This window comes from Pseudomonas sp. GLN_2 (genome assembly GCF_043106005.1).
Taxonomy (GTDB): domain Bacteria; phylum Pseudomonadota; class Gammaproteobacteria; order Pseudomonadales; family Pseudomonadaceae; genus Aquipseudomonas; species Aquipseudomonas alloputida.
Map to the genome: position 1 here is coordinate 73,165 of NZ_JBICMC010000035.1, position 18,314 is coordinate 91,478.

At 62.0% G+C, this 18,314-nt stretch carries 15 protein-coding genes and 1 pseudogene; 9 read left to right on the forward strand and 7 right to left on the reverse strand.

The genetic code is table 11. The features are described 5' to 3' along the window. Nucleotides 1–104 precede the first annotated feature (104 nt). The 4 genes from ACF8Q6_RS09785 to ACF8Q6_RS09800 all read left to right on the forward strand — a co-directional run bounded on the left by ACF8Q6_RS09785 (nucleotide 105) and on the right by ACF8Q6_RS09800 (nucleotide 2,793). On the forward strand, nucleotides 105–800 hold the full coding sequence (locus ACF8Q6_RS09785) for a sel1 repeat family protein (RefSeq protein WP_088512888.1): 696 nt from the start codon (nucleotides 105–107) through the stop codon (nucleotides 798–800). A gap of 147 nt (nucleotides 801–947) precedes the next feature. Continuing rightward, nucleotides 948–1,640: an AzlC family ABC transporter permease gene (locus ACF8Q6_RS09790; RefSeq protein WP_010953341.1), complete on the forward strand. Its 693-nt coding sequence runs from the start codon at nucleotides 948–950 to the stop codon at nucleotides 1,638–1,640. Next, the gene (locus ACF8Q6_RS09795; protein ID WP_014753798.1) at nucleotides 1,637–1,951 is read left to right on the forward strand and encodes an AzlD domain-containing protein; all 315 of its coding nucleotides are present in this window, start codon (nucleotides 1,637–1,639) and stop codon (nucleotides 1,949–1,951) included. Before ACF8Q6_RS09790 ends, ACF8Q6_RS09795 begins: the two co-directional genes overlap by 4 nt. Next, nucleotides 1,948–2,793 (forward strand): AraC family transcriptional regulator, encoded by an 846-nt coding sequence (locus tag ACF8Q6_RS09800; protein ID WP_129932539.1) that lies wholly within the window; start codon nucleotides 1,948–1,950, stop codon nucleotides 2,791–2,793. Before ACF8Q6_RS09795 ends, ACF8Q6_RS09800 begins: the two co-directional genes overlap by 4 nt. 48 nt (nucleotides 2,794–2,841) lie before the next feature. On the opposite strand, the pseudogene ACF8Q6_RS09805 reads toward ACF8Q6_RS09800, so the two are convergent. Then, nucleotides 2,842–4,060: pseudogene (locus ACF8Q6_RS09805) on the reverse strand (MFS transporter). A gap of 456 nt (nucleotides 4,061–4,516) precedes the next feature. On the opposite strand from ACF8Q6_RS09805, the gene ACF8Q6_RS09810 reads away from it, so the two are divergent. Further along, nucleotides 4,517–4,744 (forward strand): hypothetical protein, encoded by a 228-nt coding sequence (locus ACF8Q6_RS09810; RefSeq protein ID WP_003250422.1) that lies wholly within the window; start codon nucleotides 4,517–4,519, stop codon nucleotides 4,742–4,744. A 47-nt stretch (nucleotides 4,745–4,791) separates the two neighbouring features. Here the strand turns inward: ACF8Q6_RS09810 and ACF8Q6_RS09815 are convergent, their stop codons facing one another. The 5 genes from ACF8Q6_RS09815 to ACF8Q6_RS09835 all read right to left on the reverse strand — a co-directional run bounded on the left by ACF8Q6_RS09815 (nucleotide 4,792) and on the right by ACF8Q6_RS09835 (nucleotide 10,252). Continuing rightward, entirely contained in the window at nucleotides 4,792–5,274 is a 483-nt protein-coding gene (locus ACF8Q6_RS09815) for a copper chaperone PCu(A)C (RefSeq protein ID WP_392492412.1), read from the reverse strand. Beyond that, nucleotides 5,275–5,883: an SCO family protein gene (locus ACF8Q6_RS09820; RefSeq protein WP_003250418.1), complete on the reverse strand. Its 609-nt coding sequence runs from the start codon at nucleotides 5,881–5,883 to the stop codon at nucleotides 5,275–5,277. Between the two features lie 196 nt (nucleotides 5,884–6,079). Then, nucleotides 6,080–6,664 (reverse strand): Fe-S biogenesis protein NfuA, encoded by a 585-nt coding sequence (nfuA, locus tag ACF8Q6_RS09825; protein WP_003250416.1) that lies wholly within the window; start codon nucleotides 6,662–6,664, stop codon nucleotides 6,080–6,082. A gap of 58 nt (nucleotides 6,665–6,722) precedes the next feature. After that, nucleotides 6,723–7,757 (reverse strand): acyltransferase, encoded by a 1,035-nt coding sequence (locus ACF8Q6_RS09830; protein WP_003250411.1) that lies wholly within the window; start codon nucleotides 7,755–7,757, stop codon nucleotides 6,723–6,725. A 194-nt stretch (nucleotides 7,758–7,951) separates the two neighbouring features. Then, entirely contained in the window at nucleotides 7,952–10,252 is a 2,301-nt protein-coding gene (locus ACF8Q6_RS09835; RefSeq protein ID WP_392494550.1) for a fatty acid cis/trans isomerase, read from the reverse strand. A 181-nt stretch (nucleotides 10,253–10,433) separates the two neighbouring features. Here ACF8Q6_RS09835 and metH point away from each other — a divergent pair, with 181 nt between their 5' ends. Then, complete coding sequence (metH, locus tag ACF8Q6_RS09840; RefSeq protein ID WP_392494520.1) at nucleotides 10,434–14,141, forward strand: methionine synthase; 3,708 nt, start codon at nucleotides 10,434–10,436, stop codon at nucleotides 14,139–14,141. A gap of 169 nt (nucleotides 14,142–14,310) precedes the next feature. Next, on the forward strand, nucleotides 14,311–14,526 hold the full coding sequence (locus ACF8Q6_RS09845) for a DUF2970 domain-containing protein (RefSeq protein ID WP_004573790.1): 216 nt from the start codon (nucleotides 14,311–14,313) through the stop codon (nucleotides 14,524–14,526). A 359-nt stretch (nucleotides 14,527–14,885) separates the two neighbouring features. On the opposite strand, the gene ACF8Q6_RS09850 is transcribed toward ACF8Q6_RS09845, so the two are convergent. Then, nucleotides 14,886–15,962 (reverse strand): ABC transporter substrate-binding protein, encoded by a 1,077-nt coding sequence (locus ACF8Q6_RS09850; RefSeq protein ID WP_012052948.1) that lies wholly within the window; start codon nucleotides 15,960–15,962, stop codon nucleotides 14,886–14,888. A 213-nt stretch (nucleotides 15,963–16,175) separates the two neighbouring features. Here ACF8Q6_RS09850 and ACF8Q6_RS09855 point away from each other — a divergent pair, with 213 nt between their 5' ends. Continuing rightward, nucleotides 16,176–17,828 (forward strand): nitrite/sulfite reductase, encoded by a 1,653-nt coding sequence (locus ACF8Q6_RS09855; RefSeq protein ID WP_012052949.1) that lies wholly within the window; start codon nucleotides 16,176–16,178, stop codon nucleotides 17,826–17,828. Further along, complete coding sequence (locus ACF8Q6_RS09860; protein WP_003250391.1) at nucleotides 17,812–18,306, forward strand: DUF934 domain-containing protein; 495 nt, start codon at nucleotides 17,812–17,814, stop codon at nucleotides 18,304–18,306. Before ACF8Q6_RS09855 ends, ACF8Q6_RS09860 begins: the two co-directional genes overlap by 17 nt. Nucleotides 18,307–18,314: the final 8 nt, after the last annotated feature.

Sequence of the window (18,314 nt, forward strand, 5' to 3'; positions counted from 1 at the left end):
GGTGGCTAGAATACGTCGTCGTTACGATTTGCCCGAGGCGCACGTTTGACCGCCATGAACACCAAAGCCGTCCATCCGTACTTGGCCACCCATGGGGTTTTCCTGTGAGCCTTGTGCGACGCCTGCCCCCGCTGTTGGCTGCGCTGATGCCACTGGCCGCGCAAGCGCTGGAGGTACGCATCGACCCTCATGCCGACCTGCTCTACCGTCAGGCCTTGCCGCTACTGGAGCAGGCCGACAACCAGGACGACGCTGCCAGCACGCTGCGCACCGCAGTGGGCGGCGACCCTGAGCTTAGCCGCCAGGGCCAGGCCATGGCTCACACCTTGCCGACAGCGGTTGCCCTGCTGAAAAAATCGGTAGCGCTTGGCCACCCGGTCGCACAGTACCGTCTGGCGCTGTATTACATGACGTACCTGCCCGCCGCGCAAATCCCGGAGGCCGCCTGCCCGTTGCTCGAAGCCAGCCTCCAGCAGGGGTTTGCCGCACCGGCGCCTGCCATCGCCACCTGGTGCCAGCCCTACAACGTCAGCAGCGAGTACCGTACAGCGCTGGAGGCCATCCCCAGCATGGCCACCGTGTACGCCCCCTACTACCCGCAACCGGCCACGCGCCTGGCTTGCAACCGCAGCCGGCCACAAGGCCTGGAAATGCTGTGGGGGCGACAGCGCGACTACCAGGCCGAGGTGTACCGCCTGCTTGGTGACCTCGACCCACAGCAGCGCACGAGCCTGCTGCAGAAAGCCGTAGACATCAATGGCTGCGCAACGGCGCAACAGCTGCTGACCAGCCGCCCATAAGCCAGGGTCATTCGGGGCCGCTTTGCGGCCCTGTTGTCAGTTGGCCACTGAGGTTGAGGCGAACACGCCTCGACCAGCAAGATCGTTCAAGCCATCCCCTGCCCCGTCTGTCATGCTGGCCTGCCACGTAGCCGTCATGCAGCCATCATGCCCCACATCGCCCGCCAAGCCTTTCTTCACGGCGCCATTGCCATTCTCCCGTTGTCCCTGGCCGTTGCCCCTTGGGGCCTGCTGGCCGGTTCCATGGCCATCGAGGCCAACCTCAGCGCCTGGCAGGGGCAGGGGCTGTCGGCCATCGTCTTCGCCGGCGCTGCGCAGTTGGTGGCCATTGGCATGCTCAAGGGGGGTGCCAACCTGGCATCGATCCTGCTCACCACCCTGCTGCTGACCTCGCAGCACCTGCTGTATGGCCTGTCGATGCGCCCGGTACTGTCCAGCCAGCCGCTGCGCTGGCGCCTGGGCCTGGGCTTTCTGCTGACCGACGAATTCTTCGCCCTGACCAGCCAGTACGACCGGCAGCAATTCAACCGCTGGTATGCCTTGGGGGTGGGCCTGACCTTCTACATCGCCTGGAACCTGTTCACCCTGGCCGGCATACTGCTGGGCCAGAATATTCCACACCTGGACCAGTTCGGCCTGGATTTCTCCATTGTCGCCACTTTTGTCGCCCTGATCGCGCCCCTGGTGCGCAACCTGGCCACCGTGGTGTGCGTAGCCGTGTCGCTGTTCTGTTCGGTGCTGTTCAGCTACTGGCACTGGGAAACCGCCCTGGTGGTCGCAGGCCTGCTGGGCATGAGCGCCGGGTTCATCTGCCAGAAATTCGCCGGAGCCCGCGCATGACCTGGATCCTGATTTTCGCCATGGGCGCAATCGTGTTTCTCAACCGCTACGCATTCCTGGAGCCGCGCCTGCCCTTGCGCCTGAGCTCGAATGCCCGGCAGTTTCTCGGCTTTGCCGTGCCGGGCATGCTCACCGCCATCTGCGGCCCGATCATCTTCATGGCTGACCACCAGCTCAACCTGAGCGTGCTCAACCCCTACCTGCTGGGCTCCCTTGTGGCCATCGCCCTGGTGCTGTTGACCCGCAGCGTATTGCTGAGCATGCTGGTGAGCATGTTGATCTTCTTCCTTCTGCGCAGCTGGCTGACATGAGCCCGCCCTTGCGCGAGCAGACACACCTCTGGCAGGCGCCAGCCCTGGGCGACGTCGAGATGCTGCACGCTCGCTACTATCAGCAGCGCTTTGCCCCGCATGTGCACGAGGGCTATGTATTCACCGTGATCGAGTCGGGCGCCCAGCGCTTCTGGCACCGCGGCAGCGAGCACCTGGCACCGGTTGGCAGCATGGTGCTGATCAACCCCGACGAACTGCATACCGGCGCTACGGCCCATGAAGCCGGCTGGCGTTATCGCGGCTTCTATCCCGAGCACGAGCGGGTCACCGGTGTGCTTGACGAACTGGAACTGGGCCGCCACGGCATGCCCAGCTTCAAGGACAGCGTGATCCATGACCCGGCCCTGGCCATCGCTTTCAGCCAGCTGCATCAGTTGTCCGAAGCCAGCGCCAGCGCCTTGCAGCAGCAGACGGCCTGGCGCCAGGCGGTGCTGGCCCTGGTGCAGCGGCACGGGCAGTGCGCCGAGCCTTCGGCCCCTGGCCACGAACCCCTGGCCGTAGCCCGCGCCCGCGAACTGCTGGAAAGCCAACTGGCCGACCCGCCCTCACTGGAAGCCCTGGCGGCAGCAGTCAACCTGTCGCCGTTCCACTTCGCCCGGGTGTTCCGCCAGGCCACTGGACTGCCACCCCATGCCTGGCTGAAGCAACGCCGCTTGGCCCGCGCCCGCGAAATGCTGAAGCACGGCCTGGCCGCTTCGCAAGTGGCGTTCGACCTCGGCTTTGCCGACCAGAGCCATTTGAGCCGGCAGTTCAAGCAGGCCTATGGGGTGACCCCGGGGGCGTATCGGCAAGCCTGCGTTCATTCTGCTCTACGCGCGTGAAAGGGCGGCAGCGCCCTCTCGAACTTGCATCTATACGCCAGGCCCAAGCTATGTACGATTGTCGACATCTGGGCCATGTCCTTTCATGTTCCAGCGCACTGGCGCGATGAATAACATGAGCGTCATCCAGATGATGGTTGCGGGCCCCGCAAGCACGAAGACCAAACTGGCAATCAACCCTGATAAGGCATCACCTATCACGGCGGTGAAGTAATAGAGGGAAAAATTCCTGCCCACTTCATGTTCCCTCGACAGGCACTGGATGTTGGTCACGATTGCGATATCGACAAATGCACCAATGAAGCCAACCAGGAACAGAATCAACAGGAACAGCCAGTTATTGAATTGCAGCGCCACTGCTGCAGCAAAAAACAGCCCGCCATAGAGCATCCAGTAGCGCAGCACCATTGCTGCGGTTGTACGCGGATTGAAGCGCGTGTAAAGCATGCCCCCCACCACCGTGCCTGCCGCAAGCAGTGAAAACACGTATCCAACCGCCGCTTCAGAGGCGAAGTGCTCCAGCACCGATACTGGAAGGATAAAGCGAATCACCGACGTGGCGAACATCGCACAGAGTGTGGTGCAGCCAATGACAGCGAACAACGGCGCATTGCCGGCCCTCAACTGACTCACACTGCCCGCCGCATCCCTGATTATGGCGTACCCATCGAATGCCTGTTGGACACTACGCCTGGCAGGCGTCAGGGTAGCGATACAAATGGCCGACACGACAAGGCACACTGCAAAAAACAGGAAAGTCGCTTCTCGAGACAGCAGTAACACACAGGCCGAAAAGACCAGCGGCCCGAGGATCGAGGCGGCGTCCTCGATTACCTGGATACCGCTGTTCACCGTGGCTAACTCATCCTTTTCGACAAGGTCCGGAAAGTACGCGCGAAACGTGGGCACATAAAGGCATTCGAGCGCTGTCATGACCATTGCGAGGCCCACCAACGCAAGTAATACTGGCGTGAACACGCTGAACAAGGCAAAGAAGGAAAGTGCCAGCAGGCCTTTTGTCACCTCGATTGCTAACAGTGTGTGTTTCTTGTTGGCGTTATCTGCCAGCCAGCCACCCAATGGAGAAAACACCACACTTGGCAAGTAACGAAAAAAGTAAGGCGATGCCGATCAGAAGCATATCCGCATCTGTGATGGACACGATCGCCACAGCAAATGCAGCCTCGAAGGCAAATTCACCACATTTGGAAAAGCTGTAGCCCAGCGACAGCGAACGCGTTCCGGGGGTGAGGTTCAATGCCAGCATTAGCCGGTACATCCTGGCGACATCGCTCCTGAACACTCGGATTGTAGATTCATATGGGCACTCCTTTGAGCCGATTGAGATTGCCAAATATTGGCCAACTCAATCTAAGACTCGGCCAGGATTGAGCTCAACATGAAAGTTGTAACGACGTCGATGCTTTCTGCAAGCGAAAATCAGAAACCCGGAATTTTCCTACAACAACCATGCTTTGAATGCAGACCTGCCGGCATTTTCCAGACTGTGCAGTTGAGCACTTCAACAGGTCACGTTCAGATACCGAGCCCTGAATCCCTTGCACGGCACGAGCATCAACTTTAAACATGCTGTTTATAAGTAACGAGTTGTTACTGCGCCGCAAGAGCAGCCACTGGCAGCTGCCGCAACGCACCTTGCAAAGGCCGCAAGAGCCTGGCCAACCCTCTGCTACACTGACAGGGCTGAATGGAGGATCCTGCCATGTCCGAAAGAGAGCTCACCACCCTTCTGTCGTTGATGAACCAGCGCCAGGCCTGTCTGAGCAGTGCCTGCAAGGAGATTGCCGACTGGATCGACCGGCAGGGCGATGTGCCCGCCGCCGGCAAGATCCGCGCTAGCCTGAAGGCACTGGAGGCCGATGAGGCCCAGGTTCGAAAGACCCTGACGTCGCTGACCCTCGACAGACCGCTGCCGCGCTTTCGTAGCTGAAAGGCGCAGTTGAAAAAAAGGGCCGCTGAACGCGGCCCTTTGATTTGTCAGTGGTTCATGTGCATGTGATCATGCCCACCACCCGCGTCGGCGTTGAGCGCACGCACTTGCGCCTGAACGTCCAGGGTTTCCTTGGCGCCCTTGGCATCCTCGATGGTCAGGGTCAGTGGCACTTTGTCACCCTCCTTCACCTGATTGTGCAGGCCCATCAGCATGACATGCAGGCCATTCGGGTCCAGGGTCACTGCCTTGCCGGCTGGCAATTCGACAGCCTTGACCTCACGCATGCCCATCACGTCACCGTTCATGGTCATCTCGTGCACCTGCACGGTCTTGGCCACGGGCGAAGCCACGCCCACCAGCTTGCTGTCGCTGCTGGCAGTCAGGACCATGAACGCACCGGTGGACTGCTGATGCGGCACGCTGGCACGCACCCAGGCATCACTCACCGTGGTCTGGGCCATGGCCGGCAGGGCCAGCCCCATCAGTACCAGGGCAGCCAAACCGCGTTTGATCGGTTGCATCGACATTCAGCAGATCTCCATCAGGGTGACCAGATCTTCGGCGCATTCCTTGGCGTTCAGGGAATGGCCAAGGCTCAGGCGCAGGGTGCCACGTGTATCGTAGACGTAGCTGGTGGACGAGTGAGAAATGGTGTAGGTGTCACCGGCCGGAACCTTCTCGTAAAACACCTTGAATTCCTTGGCCACGGCGGCAATTTCCTCGGGGGTGCCGGTCAGCGCGGTGAACGTCGGGTCGAAGGCCTTGACGTAGGCATCGAGCACCTCGGGCGTGTCGCGCTCCGGGTCCAGGGTGATGAACACCACCTGGAACAGGTCGCGGTCGCGTCCCCTCAGCAGCTTGCGAATCTGCGCCGCCCGCGCCAGCGTGGTCGGGCAGACGGCCGGGCACTGGGTGAAGCCGAAGAAAACCATCGGCATGCTGCCGTAGAAGCTCGACAGGGTGCGCACGTTACCTTGCGGGTCTTTGAGGCTGAACTTGCGCCCGAGGATTTCGTTGCTCATGTTCTTGCCGTACTTGAACTCGAGCCCCCGGGCCGGGCTGCAGCCTGCCAGCAGGCCAAGCCCGAGAACGCCCATGCCGGCGACAACCGCACGCCGGGTCAAAAGATCATTCATGAAACCATCCTTTACAGGGAAGGTGCCGGCCCTCGGGACGGGCCGGTCGAAAAACCGGGGCATTCTGGCATGACACCCAGAGGGGTTCTACCCGACCATGGCGGGGATGGCCTGCAGCCCTTTGAATACGGGCTGCGGCCTGTTGTCGCAGGGGTTGAAACCGTAACACTTTGTTGCTAAGGGAGCCGCCTTCAACTCAGTAGTAGGCGTTTTCTTTCTGGCTGTGGTCAGTCACGTCACGCACGCCCTTCAGCTCTGGAATACGCTCGAGCAAGGTGCGCTCGATGCCTTCCTTCAGGGTGACATCGGCCTGGCCGCAACCCTGGCAGCCACCACCGAACTGCAGCACGGCAATGCCGTCATCGACCACGTCCACCAGGCTCACCTGGCCGCCATGGCTGGCCAGGCCGGGGTTGATCTCGGTCTGCAGGTAGTAGTTGATACGCTCGTTGATCGGGCTGTCTTCGTTGACCATCGGCACCTTGGCGTTTGGCGCCTTGATGGTCAGCTGGCCGCCCATGCGGTCGGTGGCGTAGTCGACCAGTGCGTCTTCCAGGAACGGTACGCTGACGGCGTCCAGGTAAGCAGTGAAGCTTTTCAGACCCACGGCGGTGTCGTCAGGCTTCTCTTCGCCCGGCTTGCAGTAGGCGATGCACGTCTCGGCGTACTGGGTGCCCGGCTGGGTGATGAAAATGCGAATGCCGATGCCGGGCGTATTCTGCTTGGAGAGCAGATCGGCCAGGTAGTCATGGGCGGCGTCGGTAATGGTTATAGCGCTCATGTAGGTTCCTCACAGACTTGCGGCCAAGTGTACGCCAACCCAGCCTTCGAACAAAGTCCTAGCAATTGACTCGGGAAAGCGCATATTCAGGGGCCGGCCCCCGTTGCGCCGCCAGCCAGGCCTGCATTCGCCGGTACAGGCCGCGCTCCAGCCACTGGTAGCTGAACCACGACATTAGTCCAATGGACGGCACGCACAGGGCAAATGTCAGGAACGGGTTCAGATGCAGGCGCTGACTGGCGAACCAACCGGCATACAGCACCAGCACATGTATCAGGTACACCGAGTACGAACAGTCGCCAAGGGCCTTGAGCAGCCGATTGCCCTGGAACAGCGGCTCCATGGCCACGAAGGCCAGGACGACCATCGCACTGGGTAACCCCCAGTGCAGCAAGCGCTGGGAAGCGTCCAGATAGTAGATCGCCATGCCCGCCACACCCAGCAACGCCAGCGGCAACCACCGGCCCTGGCGGATCAGCCCACGGCGGTACAGTACGCCGACACCAATGCCCAGCAGAAACTCGTAGATGATGCCGTTGTTGTAGAAGCGGCTGACCACGCCCATGCGCCCCAGTACCTCACTGACCAGCAACAGAGCGGCAGTCACCAGCAGCAGGTGATGCCGTTGGCGTACCAGGAAGGCCAGGCCGAACAGCAGGTAGAAGAACATCTCGAAGTTCAGCGTCCAGCCCACGTTCAGGGTCGGGTACAGGCCATAGCCACCTGGGTTTTCCGCCGGGATGAACAGCAGCGACAGGAACAGGTGCCGCCAGTCAAACGCCTGATGGGGCATCCATTGGCTGAATGCCAGCAGCAACATGGCCATCAGGGCTGTGTAGAACCAGTAGGCCGGGACGATGCGCAGCGCCCGATTGAGCAGGAACTGGCGCGGTTCGATGGTTTTGTCGCGGGTCGACAGGTAGATGACCAGCCCACTGATGACGAAGAAGATGTCGACGCCTACGGCGCCACGGTCGGTGAGCAGTTGGCCGATGGGGCCGGTGGCGTGGAAGTCGAAGAAGATCTGCATGAAATGGTGGCAGACCACCACCCAGGCGGCGAACGCCCGCAGTGCCTGAAGCGAATACAGCATGGAATACCCTGCGCTTGGCGGTGCATTGAGGCCCGTATCGAGTGCAGAGGCCAGCGCCAGCCTTGAGAGCAGCGCCGTACCTGTTGTAGGAGCGGGTTCACCCGCGAAGGGCTGCAAAGCAGCCCCCTTTGCAATCGATCAAGACCACCCACCCGTTCCGACCGCAAGGTACTTGGAAAGGTCAGCCAACCCGATCAGAGGTTCTCGTAGCGGTTCATGTCCAGCACGCCCGCCTCGACCGGTTCGGTCTCCTTGATATAGCTGTTCAGGTCATGGAAATAGCGCCAGAACGCCGGGTGACTGCGGCGCACACCCCAGCGTATGACAATGCGCTCGAACTTCGCCGCGTCATCTTTGGCATACTCCATGTCCTCGACGAACTCCGGCACATCCGTGGTCGGGATGTTGAAGATGAAGTTCGGGTAGCTGGAGAGCACCCCCGGGTACAGGGTCAGGGTATCCAGCCCCGGCTGGTAGCGGTACGCCTCACCCAGCAGGAACGCCACGTTGCTGTGCGCGCGGTTGCGCAGCAGGCTGTACACCTGACGCTGGCCGTCCTGCCCTTCGATACGCAGCATGGTCGCCTCGGGCAACTGGTTGATCACCTTAAGCCCCGCCGCCGGGCGCGACACCAGACGGCTGAGCGACTGCTCGGCATTGCGGAATTCTTCGCTCATCTGCGGCCGTGAGCAGAACGCGCCCTGGCAGCGGTTGATCGGGTCCGGTGCGGCATTCAGGCTGCCGGTGCGCTGCAGCAGCTTCAGGCCAAAGTCGCGCTTGGGGTTGCGCGGGTCGAGCTTGATGCCACTCGGGGTGTCGGTGTCGATGTCTTCATAATCCATCCACATCTTCACCTTGCCACTGTTCTGGTACCAGTCGCCAAGGATCGCCTTGCGCTGGTCGGCCGGCATCAGGCGCAGGAAGTTGACCTCGGCGCCGTTGCGGATCAGGTCGAAGTACAGGCGCGTCTGCAACTGGTGCGAAACGTTGCCATACACATCGAAGTTGACCGCCAGCTGGTAATACGTGCGCTCGAACAATGGGTAGTCGAACAGCCACACGGTCAGCGGCACATCCCCCACCAGGCCCTTGGTCACCGATGCGCTGTCGAAGTGGCGGAAGATGCTCAGCAGCGCATTGTCGTTACCGGCCCACAGCGTCGACCATCTCGGTGCCGGCATTTCGGCATAGGCTTCACGGCGCAGTTTCTCGTAGTCGTTGCGCTTGTCACGATAGGCGTGCCACAGGCTCAGCACACTGCCCACGTCATCGATCTGACCAGGCATGGCCAGCAGCGGGGTAGCCTCGCCGCGGTACTTGGCATCGGTGATGTAGCGATCGAAGGCCGGCTCCTGGAACAGCGCCCAGAAGTTGTCGCGGATCACGTCAGTGGCAATTTGCCCGCGGCACACCGGGCCACGGATGAAGGTGCGCACGAAGTACTCGGCGTTATCCAGCATGAACTGGTAGCGCGCCACCGCCGGGATCGCCTCGAAGGTTTCAAACGGATTGGCCCGGTGGCGCGGGCCGTAGCCCGGAAGCGCGGCAGCATGCCAGTCACCGGCATAGAACAGCTGCTTCACGCGCTTGAGCTTCTGCGGCCCCATCGGGTAGGTGATGTGCGTCTTGTGCACGATCACGCCCTGCACCGGGATCAACCGGTAGTAGAAGTCCGTGCCCGGTGGGTCGTTGGGGCGGCGGGTGGCAATGATATCGACCGGCTTGCCACTTGGCGTGCGCGAGCGCACCCACTGGAAGAAGTGGCCCTGCTCGCCGCCAGCGAAATAGATGTGCGCCAAAAACAGGTGCTCGTACAGCCAGCGGCCCACCAGCGCCTCGGTGGAACCTGGGCGGTTGAGCAGTTCTTCCCACTCTGCGATCTGCCTGGCTTCGGCCGCGCTAGGCTGGATCGGCTGGTACTCCACCGGCGCACCGGCCGCCAGCCAGCGGCGCAGGGTGGCGTATTCGTCATCGGTCAGCCCGGTCACCGCCAGCGGCATGCCCTCCTTGGGGTGTGCGCCGGCATAGGCGTCGAATTCATGGGGCAACGGGCACATGTTGTTGCGGCTCAGGCCCAGGACGATCTCTTCGGGCAGCTTGGCGTTGGGCGTAAGCGGGGTCTTGTGGCCCAACTCCAGCATGCGCGCCATCAGCGCGGCCTGACCGCCCTGGTTGTCGAGCACCGAGTAGAAGCCCTTCTTGCGCCATTGTTCTTCGCTGTGTGCGTCGTAGAACAGCCGCGTGGTGGGCACCGCCTTGCTCCGCTCGCCCTGGTACACCAGGACCTTGCTGGCCCCGCGTACCGCGCCTTCAGGGCTTTCCAGCTTGAGCTGGCAGGCGGCGTCGTTGCAGGCGTGGCAGGCCACGCACTTCTCGGTAAAGATCGGTTGAATGTCCCGGGTGTAGGAAATAGCCGGGCTCGACTGGGGGGCCTGCCCGAATACCGCGCCGCTGATGAGCAGGGCGAAGGCGCCGGCAAGGATACGATGCACCATGTGCGGAAAGTCCTGGTTCTTGAAAGCCATCACGATTTGTTGCCTGGTCGTCCTGGGTGCCTCGCGCTGCCTCCACCCGCCCAACATGAGCAGTTTTCATGCAAATGGGCGACATGCCTAAAAACCGCGCAGCTTTGCTATGATTCGGCACCTTCTGATATCGCCCGACCAGGTAGTTCCTATGTCCGACCGCAGCGCTCGTCTCCAAGCACTCCAGAACGCACTCAAAGAGCGCATCCTGATCCTCGACGGCGGCATGGGTACTATGATCCAAAGCTACCGTCTGGAGGAACACGACTATCGTGGCACGCGTTTTGCCGATTGGCCAAGCGATGTGAAGGGTAACAACGACTTGTTGCTGCTCAGCCGCCCGGACGTGATCGCCGCCATCGAGAAGGCCTATCTGGATGCCGGTGCCGATATTCTCGAAACCAACACCTTCAACGCCACGCAGATTTCCCAGGCCGACTACGGCATGGAGTCGTTGGTTTACGAGCTGAACGTCGAAGGCGCGCGCATCGCTCGCCAGGTTGCCGATGCCAAGACCCTCGAAACGCCCGACAAGCCGCGCTTCGTTGCCGGCGTGCTCGGCCCTACCAGCCGAACCTGTTCGATTTCCCCAGACGTCAACGACCCAGGGTTTCGCAACGTCACCTTCGACGAGTTGGTAGAAAACTACATCGAGGCCACCCGCGGCCTGATCGAAGGCGGCGCCGACCTGATCCTGATCGAAACCATCTTCGACACCCTCAACGCCAAGGCGGCGATCTTCGCCGTGCAGCAAGTGTTCGAGGACGACAACGTCGAACTGCCGATCATGATCTCCGGCACCATCACCGACGCCTCCGGCCGTACCCTGTCGGGGCAGACCACCGAAGCGTTCTGGAATTCGGTGCGCCACGCCAAGCCGATTTCCGTGGGCCTTAACTGCGCCCTCGGCGCCAAGGACCTGCGCCCGTACCTGGAAGAGCTGGCCACCAAGGCCGACACCCACGTGTCCGCCCACCCCAACGCAGGCCTGCCGAACGCCTTCGGCGAGTACGACGAAACCCCGGCCGAGATGGCCGCGGTGGTCGAAGAATTCGCCGCCAGCGGTTTCCTCAACATCATCGGCGGTTGCTGCGGCACCACCCCAGGCCATATCCAGGCCATTGCCGAAGCCGTGGCCAAGTACAAGCCGCGCGAGATCCCGGAAATCGCCAAGGCCTGCCGCCTGTCGGGCCTGGAGCCGTTCACCATCGACCGCCAGTCGCTGTTCGTCAACGTCGGTGAGCGCACCAACATCACCGGTTCCGCCAAGTTCGCCCGGCTGATCCGCGAAGAGAACTATACCGAAGCCCTGGAAGTCGCCCTGCAGCAAGTCGAGGCCGGCGCTCAGGTAATCGACATCAACATGGACGAAGGGATGCTCGACTCCCAGGCGGCCATGGTCCGGTTCCTCAACCTGATCGCGGGTGAGCCGGACATCTCGCGCGTACCGATCATGATCGACTCGTCCAAGTGGGAAGTGATCGAAGCCGGCCTCAAGTGCATCCAGGGCAAGGGCATCGTCAACTCCATTTCCATGAAGGAAGGCGTCGAGCAGTTCAAGCACCACGCCCGCCTGTGCAAGCGCTATGGCGCTGCCGTGGTGGTCATGGCCTTCGACGAAGTCGGCCAGGCCGACACTGCCGCGCGCAAGAAGGAAATCTGCCAGCGCAGCTATGACATCCTGGTCAACGAAGTGGGCTTCCCGCCAGAAGACATCATCTTCGACCCGAACATCTTCGCCGTCGCCACCGGCATCGAAGAGCACAACAACTACGCCGTCGACTTCATCGAAGCCTGTGCCTATATCCGCGATCACCTGCCCCACGCCCTGAGCTCGGGTGGCGTGTCCAACGTGTCGTTCTCGTTCCGTGGCAACAACCCGGTGCGTGAGGCGATCCACTCGGTGTTCCTGTATCACGCGATCCAGAACGGCCTGACCATGGGTATCGTCAACGCCGGCCAGCTGGAGATCTACGACGAGATCCCGGCCCAGCTGCGTGAAAAGGTCGAGGACGTGGTGCTCAACCGCACCCCGCATGGCACCGATGCACTGCTGGCCATCGCCGACGACTACAAAGGTGGCGGCGCAACCAAGGAAGTGGAAAACGAAGAGTGGCGCTCGCTGCCGGTGGAAAAACGCCTGGAGCACGCGCTGGTCAAGGGCATCACCGCGTTCATCGTCGAAGACACCGAAGCATGCCGCCAGCAGTGCGCGCGCCCCATCGAAGTGATCGAAGGCCCGCTGATGAACGGCATGAACGTGGTCGGCGACCTGTTCGGCGCGGGCAAGATGTTCCTGCCGCAGGTGGTCAAGTCGGCCCGCGTCATGAAACAGGCCGTTGCTCACCTGATCCCCTTCATCGAAGCCGAAAAAGGCGACAAGCCGGAAGCCAAGGGCAAGATCCTGATGGCCACGGTGAAAGGCGACGTGCACGACATCGGCAAGAACATTGTCGGCGTGGTGCTGGGCTGTAACGGTTACGACATCGTCGACCTTGGCGTGATGGTGCCGGCGGAGAAGATCCTGCAGACAGCCCGCGAGCAGAAGTGCGACATCATCGGCCTGTCCGGCCTGATTACCCCGTCGCTGGACGAAATGGTCCACGTTGCCCGCGAAATGCAGCGCCAGGGCTTCGAACTGCCGCTGATGATCGGTGGCGCCACCACCTCCAAGGCGCACACGGCGGTCAAGATCGAGCCCAAGTACAGCAACGACGCAGTCATCTACGTCACCGACGCTTCGCGCGCGGTCGGCGTGGCCACCCAGTTGCTGTCCAAGGAACTCAAGCCGGGCTTCGTCGAGAAGACCCGCCTGGAATACGTGGACGTGCGCGAGCGCACCGCCAACCGCAGCGCCCGCACCGAGCGCCTCAGCTACGCCCAGGCGATCGCTGCCAAGCCGCAGTACGACTGGGCCAGCTACCAGCCAGCGGTGCCCTCCTTCACCGGCGTCAAGGTGTTGAAAGACATCGATTTGCGCACCCTGGCCGAATACATCGACTGGACCCCGTTCTTCATCTCCTGGGACCTGGCCGGCAAGTTCCCGCGCATCCTCACCGACGAGGTGGTTGGCGAGGCTGCTACGGCGCTGTACAAGGATGCCCGCGAGATGCTCGACAAGCTGATCGACGAGAAGCTGATCAGCGCCCGCGCGGTATTCGGCTTCTGGCCGGCCAACCAGGTGGCCGATGACGACATCGAAGTCTACGGCGAAGACGGCCAGGCACTGGCCACCCTGCACCACCTGCGCCAGCAGACCATCAAGCCGGACGGCAAGCCCAACTGGTCGCTGGCCGACTTCGTCGCACCGAAAGACAGCGGCGTGACCGACTACGTAGGTGGTTTTATCACCACCGCCGGCATCGGTGCCGAGGAAGTGGCCAAGGCTTACCAGGACAAGGGCGACGACTACAGCTCGATCATGGTCAAGGCCCTGGCCGACCGCCTGGCCGAAGCCTGTGCCGAATGGCTGCACGAGCAGGTGCGTAAAGAGCACTGGGGCTATGCCCGCGACGAGCACCTGGACAACGAGGCGCTGATCAAGGAGCAGTACAGCGGCATCCGCCCTGCACCGGGCTACCCGGCCTGCCCCGACCACACCGAAAAGGAAACCCTGTTCCGCCTGCTCGATGGCACCGCCATCGGTGAGACCGGGCCAAGCGGGGTGTACCTCACCGAGCACTTCGCGATGTTCCCGGCGGCGGCGGTCAGCGGCTGGTACTTCGCCCACCCGCAGGCGAAGTATTTTGCCGTAGGCAAGGTCGACAAGGACCAGATCGAACGTTACAGCGCACGCAAAGGCCAGGATATCAGCGTAAGCGAGCGCTGGCTGGCGCCTAACCTGGGGTATGACAGCTAAACGACTGCGCTGGCTTCTTCGCGGGCTCGCCCACACAGGTATGAAACAGGCCTCAAGGGCCGTGATTGACCTGTAGGAGCGGGTTTACCCGCGAAGAGGCCGGCACAGGCAACCTCACAACCATTGCCTACACTGTCCTTGATTGCCTCTGATTTCCCCAGGAGCCACCATGGACGATTCCAGCCAGGGCAAACCCCCGACCTTCTGGCAGATGCTGCACAGCATCCTCGCCGCCGCCTTCGGCGTGCAAAGCGGCAAAAACCGCGCACGCGACTTCACCCACGGCAAGGCCAGCCATTTCATTGCGCTGGGGGCGCTGTTCACCCTGGTGTTCATTGCGGTATTGATCGGCCTGGTGCAATTGGCCCTGCACCTGACCCGCTAACCTGTGCCGGCCTCTTCGCGGGTGAACCCGCGCCTACGACGGTACTGCGCCATTCTCAAGGCAGATGTTCACCGCAAAGAGACGGGCACAGGCAATACTAAAGCGCCTGCGAGATTCCCTCCCACAGGCGCCCTGCTACATCACGGTCTTGAGTTTCAAGTCACTGATGGCTGACCCAATACACGGCAGTGACCACCACCAGAACGATCAGGCAGAGGATCGCCCAGGCATCGACGCTGCTGTCAGCTTTGCGGACCTTGGTTGAGTTTCCCATTGCATTGCCTCTTGTAGTGGTTATGGGAATGCACTTCACCACCAGCAGTTAAGACGAGCAATGCCCTTCCCTCAAGCAGGGTCATTCAATATTCGACCGGTGACGCCAGAAACGGGTAACGATAACCGGGCGGGCGCCCTTCGGCACTGTAACGCCGAAAATCGACACCGTAGTCGTCCCTTTCCAACAGCTTCAGCCAACGCCTGGCCTTGGCCTGATCGATTTCCTGCAATACCGGAACACGGCGCTCGCGCAGGCCGTCGCGGTTCAACGCCAGCCCATGGGCATCATCGTGCAGCATCACCATGGCCCAACCGCCAAGGGTGAAATGCCCACCCATCAGTACGCTCAGGCGCCCATCGATACGCGCGCGCAAGGCTTCGGGCGAGCTGTTGACGGCCGCGAACAGCACGTCACGACCCGCCGTGTACCCGGCCTCCTCGAACGCCTGCATGGCACCAAAAGCCATCTGGTCATTGGCCGACCACACCAGCCGGGTGGCTGGGTAACGCTCAAGCAACTGCTTCGCTTGCTCGTAGGCGCGCTGGCGGTTCCAGCCGCCGTATACCACTTGCCGCAAGCGCACCTGAGGGAAATCGGCCAAGGCGCGGCGCATGCCCTCAACGCGCAACTGCGAGGCCGGGGTGGTCTTGACCCCGGCAAAAGCCACCAGATCCACCGGCCCTGCGTCGCGAGGCAGCTGCGCGAGCATCAGGTGCAACATCTGGAAGCCTGCCTGCTCGTCATTGCTCATCAAGGTACCCAGTGGCTCGGCATACTTGTCGGGCTGGGCCTCGATGCTGAGGCGCTGGCTGGCGGTCAGGCCATTGTTGACCAGCAGCAGCTTCACCCCGGTGCCACGCGACAGCCGCAGGATTTCCGGCGCCACATACTGCTCGTTGACCAGCACCAGGTAATCCGGCCGCTGCGGCGCGCTCAGGATCGCCCGGGCCTGGGTCAGAGCCAGGTCGGCTCGGCGCTCGCTGTATTGCACCTGCAGGGTCATGCCCAGCTCGTCCGCAGCGGCCTGCATGAAGCGGGTATAGCTGGTCCAGAATGTCTCGGTGGACAGCCCCGGGTTGAGGAACACCACCGAAGCCGGTTGCGCATTTGCCACCAGTGGCAAGGCAAGGCACAAGCTTTGGCACAGGGCCTTGAGCATGGGGTCACATCTCTGCGAAGCAAACGCCGGATTATAAACGCCTGGTGATGCTCAGCGCACAAATGGCAGTCAATCTCACATAGTCCATTTGGTTCTTTTCATATGCAAAAACATCACTTTAGCGCATAACCGCAACCTGCTATCGTTCCCCGGCTCCGTACCGGAGTGCGCGGCCGTGCGCGCGAATAGCTGCATGCCTGAGACAGGACTTTTATGTACGTATACGACGAGTACGATCAGCGGATCATCGAGGACCGCGTCAAGCAGTTCCGTGATCAGACCCGCCGCTACCTGGCCGGTGAGCTGAGCGAAGAAGAATTCCGCCCTCTGCGCCTGCAGAACGGCCTATACATCCAACGTTTCGCGCCGATGCTGCGTGTCGCGGTGCCGTACGGCCAGCTGAACGCCAACCAGGTCCGCACCCTGGCCAAGATCGCTCGCGACTATGACAAGGGCTATGCCCACATTTCCACCCGCCAGAACGTGCAGTTCAACTGGCCGGCGCTGGAAGACATCCCCGACATCCTCGCCGAGCTGGCCACCGTGCAGATGCACGCGATCCAGACCAGCGGCAACTGCCTGCGCAACACCACCACCGACCAGTTCGCCGGTGTGGCCGCAGACGAGATCGTCGACCCGCGCCCATGGTGTGAAATCGTCCGTCAGTGGACCACCTTCCACCCGGAATTCGCCTACCTGCCACGCAAGTTCAAGATCGCCATCAACGGTTCGCAGGAAGACCGCGCCGCCATCGAAGTGCACGACATTGGCCTTGAGCCCGTGCGCAACGCTGCCGGCGAACTGGGCTTCCGTGTGCTGGTCGGTGGCGGCCTGGGCCGTACCCCGGTGGTGGGCTCGTTCATCAACGAGTTCCTGCCGTGGCAGGACCTGATCAGCTACCTCGACGCCATCCTGCGGGTGTACAACCGTTACGGTCGCCGTGACAACAAGTACAAGGCGCGGATCAAGATTCTGGTCAAGGCCCTTACCCCGGAAGTGTTCGCCGAAAAGGTCGAGGCCGAAATGGTCCACCTGCGTGGCGGCACCACCACCCTGACCGAAGCCGAAGTGCAACGCGTATCGCGCCACTTCGTCGACCCCGAGTACCTCGCACTCGACAACGTCGACTACACCGCCCTGGATGCCGAGCATCCAGGTTTCGCCCGCTGGCGCTCGCGCAACACCCGCGCCCACAAACGCCCGGGCTACGTGGCTGTTACCCTGTCACTCAAGCCTACCGGTGTTGCCCCTGGCGACGTGACCGACAAGCAGCTGGACGCCGTGGCCGACCTGGCAGAACGCTACAGCTTCGGCTTCCTGCGCACCTCGCACGAGCAGAACATCATCCTCGCCGACGTCGAGCAGCGCCAGCTGCACGCGCTGTGGCTTGAACTGCGCGAAGGCGGCTTCGCTACCCCTAACATCGGCCTGCTGACCGACATCATCTGCTGCCCGGGTGGCGACTACTGCTCGCTGGCCAACGCCAAGTCGATCCCGATTGCCGAGTCCATCCAGCGCCGCTTCGACGACCTGGACTACCTGTTCGACATCGGCGAAATCGACCTGAACATCTCCGGCTGCATGAACGCCTGCGGCCACCACCACGTGGGCCACATCGGCATCCTCGGCGTGGACAAGAAGGGTGAGGAGTTCTACCAGGTGTCGCTGGGCGGCAACGCCGCACGCGGCGCAAGCCTGGGCAAGATCCTTGGCCCGTCCTTCGCGCAGGATGACATGGCCGATGTGATCGAGAAGCTGATCGCCGTGTACGTCGAGCAACGTACCGAGGAAGAGCGTTTCATCGACACCTACCAGCGTATCGGCATCGACCCCTTCAAGGAACGCGTCTATGCAGCGAATCATTAAGAACAACCAGATCGTCGACGAAACCTGGCACCTGCTGCCCAAGGAAACCTCGTTCGACGAGCTGACCAACTGCGACGACTACATCGTGCCGCTGCAAATGTGGCGCGACCATGCCCATGTGCTCAAGGCCCGCGATGGCGGCCTGGGTGTATGGCTGGACAGCGACCAGGAAGCGGAGGAAATCGGTGAAGACGTGCACCACTTCCAGGTCATCGCCCTGAACTTCCCGGCATTCACCGACGGCCGCAGCTACTCCAATGCGCGCCTGCTGCGTGACCGCTACAAGTTCAAAGGCGAACTGCGCGCCATCGGCGATGTGCTGCGCGACCAGCTGTTCTTCATGGCCCGCTGCGGCTTCGACGCATTCGCCATCCGTGCCGACAAGGACCCGGAAGACGCGCTGCAAAGCCTGAAGGACTTCTCGGTGACCTACCAGGCCGCCACCGACGAACCGCTGCCGCTGTTCCGCCGCCGCTGATCGTCCCG

Coding starts and splice junctions, on each gene's coding strand:
- ACF8Q6_RS09790 (WP_010953341.1), top strand. CDS start 948: ATGCCCCACATCGCCCGCCAAGCCTTTCTTCACGGCGCCATTGCCATT.
- ACF8Q6_RS09795 (WP_014753798.1), top strand. CDS start 1,637: ATGACCTGGATCCTGATTTTCGCCATGGGCGCAATCGTGTTTCTCAAC.
- ACF8Q6_RS09800 (WP_129932539.1), top strand. CDS start 1,948: ATGAGCCCGCCCTTGCGCGAGCAGACACACCTCTGGCAGGCGCCAGCC.
- ACF8Q6_RS09810 (WP_003250422.1), top strand. CDS start 4,517: ATGTCCGAAAGAGAGCTCACCACCCTTCTGTCGTTGATGAACCAGCGC.
- ACF8Q6_RS09815 (WP_392492412.1), bottom strand. CDS start 5,274: ATGTCGATGCAACCGATCAAACGCGGTTTGGCTGCCCTGGTACTGATG.
- ACF8Q6_RS09820 (WP_003250418.1), bottom strand. CDS start 5,883: ATGAATGATCTTTTGACCCGGCGTGCGGTTGTCGCCGGCATGGGCGTT.
- nfuA (WP_003250416.1), bottom strand. CDS start 6,664: ATGAGCGCTATAACCATTACCGACGCCGCCCATGACTACCTGGCCGAT.
- ACF8Q6_RS09830 (WP_003250411.1), bottom strand. CDS start 7,757: ATGCTGTATTCGCTTCAGGCACTGCGGGCGTTCGCCGCCTGGGTGGTG.
- ACF8Q6_RS09835 (WP_392494550.1), bottom strand. CDS start 10,252: ATGGTGCATCGTATCCTTGCCGGCGCCTTCGCCCTGCTCATCAGCGGC.
- metH (WP_392494520.1), top strand. CDS start 10,434: ATGTCCGACCGCAGCGCTCGTCTCCAAGCACTCCAGAACGCACTCAAA.
- ACF8Q6_RS09845 (WP_004573790.1), top strand. CDS start 14,311: ATGGACGATTCCAGCCAGGGCAAACCCCCGACCTTCTGGCAGATGCTG.
- ACF8Q6_RS09850 (WP_012052948.1), bottom strand. CDS start 15,962: ATGCTCAAGGCCCTGTGCCAAAGCTTGTGCCTTGCCTTGCCACTGGTG.
- ACF8Q6_RS09855 (WP_012052949.1), top strand. CDS start 16,176: ATGTACGTATACGACGAGTACGATCAGCGGATCATCGAGGACCGCGTC.
- ACF8Q6_RS09860 (WP_003250391.1), top strand. CDS start 17,812: ATGCAGCGAATCATTAAGAACAACCAGATCGTCGACGAAACCTGGCAC.